Annotated in this window: 5 protein-coding genes; all 5 read left to right on the top strand. The window is 65.7% G+C overall.

Translation table 11 applies throughout. The features are described 5' to 3' along the window. The first annotated feature begins 131 nt into the window (after positions 1–131). Positions 132–1,178 (top strand): WYL domain-containing protein, encoded by a 1,047-nt coding sequence (locus tag KDB67_RS05500; RefSeq protein ID WP_291013404.1) that lies wholly within the window; start codon positions 132–134, stop codon positions 1,176–1,178. 49 nt (positions 1,179–1,227) lie between these two features. Then, a complete protein-coding gene (gene tatA, locus KDB67_RS05495; protein ID WP_291013402.1) occupies positions 1,228–1,473 on the top strand; it encodes a Sec-independent protein translocase subunit TatA in 246 nt (81 codons plus the stop codon). A 16-nt stretch (positions 1,474–1,489) separates the two neighbouring features. Continuing rightward, positions 1,490–2,419, top strand: coding sequence for a twin-arginine translocase subunit TatC (gene tatC, locus KDB67_RS05490; protein WP_291013400.1), 930 nt, complete (start codon positions 1,490–1,492; stop codon positions 2,417–2,419). A 146-nt stretch (positions 2,420–2,565) separates the two neighbouring features. Next, entirely contained in the window at positions 2,566–5,286 is a 2,721-nt protein-coding gene (locus KDB67_RS05485; protein ID WP_291013414.1) for a DEAD/DEAH box helicase, read from the top strand. A 469-nt stretch (positions 5,287–5,755) separates the two neighbouring features. Beyond that, positions 5,756–6,337 carry a DUF4333 domain-containing protein gene (locus KDB67_RS05480; RefSeq protein ID WP_291013396.1) on the top strand — a complete coding sequence of 194 codons (582 nt, stop codon included), beginning with the start codon at positions 5,756–5,758 and terminating at the stop codon, positions 6,335–6,337. The last annotated feature ends 11 nt before the right edge of the window (positions 6,338–6,348 follow it).

Below are 6,348 nucleotides of genomic sequence, written 5' to 3'. Positions count from 1 at the left end.
GTGACCGGGGCGAGCGCAGCGACGGGGAATGTGACCGGGGCGAGCGCAGCGACGGGGAATGTGACCGGGGCGAGCGCAGCGACGGGGAATGTGACCGGGGCGAGCGCAGCGACGGGGAATGTGACCGCACGATGACTCCGAAACCTTCGCGTTTGAGCAGGTTGCTGGCGATCGTGCCGTACTTCCAGGCGCGCGACGGTATCCAGATCTCGCAGGCGATGGCCGATCTGGGCGTCACCGAGCGTGAGTTGTACGCGGACCTGAATCTGTTGTTCGTGTGCGGTCTGCCCGGAGGGTACGGCGGCGACCTGATCGAGCTGAATTTCCCGTTCTACGACGACCCGAAGGATCTGGTAGAGGTCGAGTTCCGGCAGGGCACCGTGCGCGTCGGCTTCTCGGCGGGAATGGACAGACCGCTGCGCCTGACCCGCGCAGAGGCCACACCGTTGCTGGTGGCGTTACGGCAGTTGGTGAAGACGCCGGGACTGGTGGATTCGGCGGCGGTCGATCGGGCGATCGCGAAGATCGAGAACGCGGTGGGTGCCCGGGTGACAGGAGTGGCCGCCGCCGTCGACACCGCTCGGCCCGATGACGCGGACTCGACATACGCGACGATCAAGTCCGCAGTGCGCGATCAGCGCGCGCTGAGGCTGAAGTACTACACCGCGACGAGTGACACCACCAGTACCCGGACCGTCGACCCGATCGCGGTCAAGGTCGTCGACAACGCCATGTACCTGGAGGCGTGGTGCCGCGAAGCCGAGGACCGCAGACTGTTCCGGTTCGACAGGGTCGATGAGGCCGAGGCGCTCGATGAACCGTCCCGTCCGCGTGCCGATCCCGAGTCGGCGGCGGTATCCCCGGTCCTGAGCCAGAATCCCGATCTGCCGGTGGCAGTGATCGAGATCGACCACGAGGCGCTGTGGATTCTCGACTACTCGTCGGCCGAACCCATCGACGACGTTCTCGCCGCCGATACGAAGGATCGGCCGGTCCGTGCGCGGCTCGTGTTCGGTTCCGTCAACTGGCTGACCCGTTTCCTGCTCGGGTTCGGTGGCGACGTCCGCCTGGTCCGGATCGAGTCGCCGGTGGCCGGCCCACCCCCTCCGGCCACGGCCGACGCGGTCACCGCGGCGATGGCGGATCTGGCCGCCGCTGCTCGCGCGAGATACGCGTAACCGGTGTTCGGGTAGCATGGCCGGGTAACTACCTGGGAGGTTGGGCGTCATGGGCGCTATGTCGTGGTGGCACTGGGCGATCGTCGCGATCGTGGTCATTGTTCTCTTCGGTTCCAAGAAGCTGCCCGAGGCGGCACGCGGACTCGGGCAGTCGTTGCGCATCTTCAAGAGCGAGATGTCCGAGATGCAGAACGACGGCAAAAAGGCAGTGCCGGAGGCGACGCGCGAACTCCCGGCCAAACCGGCCGATCCAAGCTCCGCGCCGACGGTGGATGACGTCAAAAAGTCCGCCTGACCGGCTCGGGTAGCCGGTGCGTATTCCCTTCGACCCGAAGAAGCGCAAACGTAAGGTCAATCCCGACGGCACAATGTCGTTGGTCGAGCACCTGTATGAGTTGCGGTCCCGGGTGATCATCTCGTTGGTCGCGATCGTCGTCACGACCATCATCGGTTTCATCTGGTACAGCACGTCGTTCTTGGGGCTGGAGTCTCTCGGTGAGCTGCTGCGCGGACCGTACTGCGACCTGCCGCCGGAGACGCGGGCGGCGCTGTCGGCGGACGGGGAGTGCCGGCTGTTGGCCACGGGCCCGTTCGACCAGTTCATGTTGCGCCTTCAGGTGGGTTTGACCGCCGGTGTGGTCCTGGCATGCCCGATCTGGCTGTATCAGGTGTGGCAGTTCATCACCCCGGCGCTGATGAAGAATGAGCGACGCTACGCAATGTCGTTCGTGTCGTGTGCCGCGGTGCTGTTCGTGGCCGGCGCGGTCCTCGCATATCTGGTGGTGGCCAAGGCGTTCCACTTCCTGCTCACGGTGGGCAGCGATGTACAGATCACTGCCCTGGCCGGCGACCAGTATTTCAACTTCATCCTGCGATTGCTGATCGTATTCGGGGTGAGTTTCGAGTTGCCGCTGCTGATCGTCGCGCTGAACCTGATCGGGGTACTGAGCTATGCGCGCCTCAAGTCGTGGCGGCGTGGACTGATCCTGGTGATGTTCGTGTTCGCCGCGATCGTCACCCCGGGCTCGGATCCGTTCACGATGCTTGCACTCGCACTGGCGCTGACTGTGTTGCAGGAGGTCGCGATCCAGGTAGCACGGGTCTCCGACCGGCGTAAGGCGAGGAAGTCAGCACGCACCGAACAGCTCGCCGACAACGAGGCCAGTACGCTACCCGAGCCGACATCAGCGCCGCACGCGTCGGCGGTCACACCGGCGAAGGCATTCGATGACATTCTATGAGGGTGCAGGGGCGAGCGAAGCGACGGGAAATGAATCCGGACAACGACGAACGCTCCGCTGACCACACGGGCGGTGGTCTCCATCCTGGGGACGGGCACCGCCCCGCCGACCGACTTGGTCCGCAGCTCGCCACGTTCACTGCGGGCCTGAGTTTCGCTCTCGACCCGTTCCAATCTCGTGCATGTGTCGCATTGGAGGCCGGACACGGTGTTCTGGTGTGCGCCCCGACGGGTGCGGGCAAGACGATCGTCGGGGAGTTCGCGGTGCACCTGGCGCTGGCGGCCGGCACAAAATGCTTTTACACCACACCGATCAAGGCGCTGAGCAATCAGAAGTATGCCGACCTGGTCGCCGTGCACGGTGCTGCTTCGGTGGGCCTGCTGACCGGTGATGTCGCGATCAATCCGGGCGCGCCGGTGGTGGTGATGACCACCGAGGTTGTCCGCAACATGATCTACGCGGGTTCGTCGGCGCTGGCCGGTCTGTCGTATGTGGTGATGGACGAGGTGCATTTCCTGGCCGACCGGTTCCGTGGTGCGGTGTGGGAAGAGGTGATCCTGCACCTGGATCCCGCGGTACGCGTGGTGAGTCTGTCGGCCACCGTATCGAACGCCGAGGAGTTCGGCGATTGGATCAAGACCGTGCGCGGCGACACCACCGTCATCGTCGACGAGCACCGTCCGGTGCCGCTGTCCCAGCATGTGCTGGTCGGCAACCGCATGTTCGACCTGTACGAAAGGTCGGCCCATGGTGTGGCGAAGAGGAGTGCGCGGGAGGTCAATGCCGATCTCAAGCGCTACATCAGGCACAAGATGCTCACCGCCGACGACCGGTTCTCCGACTCGCGCGGCCGCGGCCGGGGCAGAGGACACCGCGGTGGCGCACCACGCGCATCGCGGCCCGATGTCGTGGCGAGCCTGGACCGCGACGGGCTGTTGCCCGCGATCATGTTCATCTTCTCCCGCAAGGGCTGCGACGGGGCACTGGCTCAGTGTCAGCGGTCACGGTTGTCGCTGCTCGAACCGCACGAGGCGGCCAGGGTCGATGAGATCGTCGACAGGCACGTGACCGACATCGCGCCCGCGGATGCCGAAGTCCTGGGTGTGGAGCAGTGGCGGGCCGGCCTGCGGCGTGGTTTCGCCGCCCACCACGCGGGGCTGCTGCCCACGTTCCGGCACGCGGTGGAGGAACTGTTCGTCAACGGTCTGGTGAAGGTGGTGTTCGCTACCGAGACTCTCGCTCTCGGTATCAACATGCCCGCTCGTTCGGTGGTGCTCGAACGGCTCGTCAAGTACAACGGTGAGGCACACGTCGATCTGACTCCCGGTGAGTTCACCCAGCTCACCGGCCGGGCAGGACGCCGTGGCATCGACACCGAGGGGCACGCGATCGTGCTCTGGACGCCCGAGGTGGTACCGGAACAGCTCGCCGGCCTGGCCGGGGCACGCACCTTCCCGTTGCGCAGTTCGTTCGCACCCGAATACAACATGGCGGTCAATCTGCTGGGCCGGATGGGGCTGAGCGGGGCCCAGGAGCTCCTGCATCGCTCGTTCGCCCAGTTCCAGGCGGACAGGTCGGTGGTCGGTCAGGCCCGCAAGCTCGACGACGCGCGGTTGCGGCTGCGCAAGACCGACGCGCAATTGTCGCAGCTGGCCGCCGAACGCGGCGTCGATCAGGACGGCACCGAGTCGGCGAGTGGTTTTCTCTCTTATATCGATCTGCGCGAGGATATTCGCCGCCGCGAGCGGGATCTGAAGTTTCATCGCCGGGTGGAGAACACACAGTCGATCGTCGACGATCTGGGTGCCCTGAAGAAGGGTCACGTGATCGGTCTGCAGAGCCGCCGCCATCGTGGTCTGGCCGTGGTCCTGGAGCCGGCCGCCCACACCTCTGATCCGAAACCTCTTGTGCTGGTGGAGGATGCATGGTGCGGCAGGATCGACGCACGTGACTTCGTCAACCCACCACAGGTACTGGGCAACATGCGTCTGCCCCGGCACCCCGACCGCGGTACCGGACGTGGCCGGCGTGATCTGGCGTCGGCGCTGCGGGCAACCGGCATCGAGATGCCGCGTGGACGCGGCAACAAACGCGCACCGGCCGCCGACGACGCCGAACTCAAACGATTGCGGACGGCGTTGCGGGCGCATCCCGCACATCGTCTCGATCCCGGGGATCAGCTGTTCCGGCTGGCCGAGCAGCGTAATCGGTTGCTACGTGAGATCGTCAGCGCTGAACGCGAGATCACCTCTCGCACATCCACTTTAGGTGTCACATTCGGCCGGATTGTGGACGTGCTGGCCGAACTCGGATACGTCAGGCGCACTGGCGACACCGTCGAGGTGGAGGATGCCGGGCGACTGTTGAGCCGGATCTACAGCGAAAGCGATCTGCTGGTCACCGAGTGCATCCGCGCCGGTGTGTGGGAGGGGCTCTCGCACAGTGATCTCGCCGCGGTCGTATCGGCGATGGCATACGAATCGCGACGCGATGGCACCTCGGACGTCGATTCGGTGCCGGGTAATCCGCGACTGCGGGAGGCGCTGACCGAGACCGTGCAGGTGTGGCAGCGACTGAACGAAACCGAACGGCGCCACCGTGTTCCGGCGACACGCGAACCCGATACGGGGTTCTCGGTGGCGGTATCGCTGTGGTCGTCGGGCAGATCGCTGACCGATTCGCTGGCTGCCGCGGGATTGGCCGGTCAATTGCTGTCGCCTGGTGATTTCGTACGATGGAATCGTCAGGTGATCGATCTGCTGGAGCAGATCCGGATAGGCGTGGGCCCCGACGCTCCGCTGGCGACGGCGGCAGCACGCGCGGTCGGGTCGATCCGCCGGGGTGTGGTCGCCGCCGAACTGGGCTGATCAGGTTCCCGGTTGGACCGCCGAACACCGTCGGCGCTGCCGGGTGTGTCGCTGCGGTAACGTGCAGGGCAGCATTGCGCCCCGGAACAGGGTCGGCGCAGCACAGAGCCGGTACGCCGACGCGTGCCACCTTGGCAAACCGAAGTACCCGGTCGTGACGATCGGGGAGAAGGCGGGGAAACTGATGACCGATCCCAACTGGCCGAACACATCACCGGGATCGGGATTGCCCGGTGCTGACGGCGATGCGACCACGGTGGGCAACACGGCGCCTTTCGGAGATCCGGGCGCCGGTGTTCCAGGCCAGGTCCCGCCATACGGGACACCGCCGGCGGGCTCACCGTACGGTCCGCCCGGCTACGTGGCACCCGCTTATGGAGCCCCGGCAACCGGTCCTGACGATTTTGGTGCCGGCAATCCTTACGCTCCGCCTGCGGCAGGTCAATACGGTCAGCAGCCGCAGGCCCCGGTGAGTCCTCCCGGCTTCGGCGATCCCGGCCAGTTCGGCCAGACCGCGTACGGCCGGCCCGCCCAGCCCTACGCCGCACCGGGCCAGCAGTTCAGTCAGCCTGCGCCCGATTACGGCCCGCAGTCGGCTCCATTCGGTCAGCAACCAGATCAGTACGGTCAGTACAGCCAGCAGCCCGGTCAGTTCGGTCAGCAGCCACTGCCGGGGACTCCGCAGTATGGGGCAGATCCGTTCAATGCAATGCAGCAGCAGACGGGTTCGTCATCGAAGCTGCCCAAAATTCTGGGACTGGTCGGTGGCGCGATCCTGGCAATCGCCGCGATCGTGTTGGTGACCGGCCTGTGGCTTCCCGGCTGGTTCCCGAAGACGTTCTCGCAGAGCGCCGTCGAGGACGGTGTGAAGAAGGTGCTGAGCACCGACTACAGCATCGACAACGTCGAGAAGGTGTCGTGCCCTCCGGGTCAGTCGGTGTCCTCGGGCAAGAAGTTCAGCTGTGATGTCACGGTCGGCGGCCAGGCGCAGCAGGTGACCATCACCATCATCGACAACGACGGCAAGTACGAGGTGGCGCGCCCGGGCTGATGGCCGTGGGC

The sequence above is a fragment of the Gordonia sp. (in: high G+C Gram-positive bacteria) genome (assembly GCF_020438995.1).
GTDB lineage: Bacteria > Actinomycetota > Actinomycetes > Mycobacteriales > Mycobacteriaceae > Gordonia.
This window is presented reverse-complemented; position numbering and strand designations above follow the sequence as displayed.

What these genes read in the sequence shown, in the direction of transcription:
- KDB67_RS05500 (WP_291013404.1), top strand. Translation starts at nt 132, where the DNA reads ATGACTCCGAAACCTTCGCGTTTGAGCAGGTTGCTGGCGATCGTGCCG.
- tatA (WP_291013402.1), top strand. Translation starts at nt 1,228, where the DNA reads ATGGGCGCTATGTCGTGGTGGCACTGGGCGATCGTCGCGATCGTGGTC.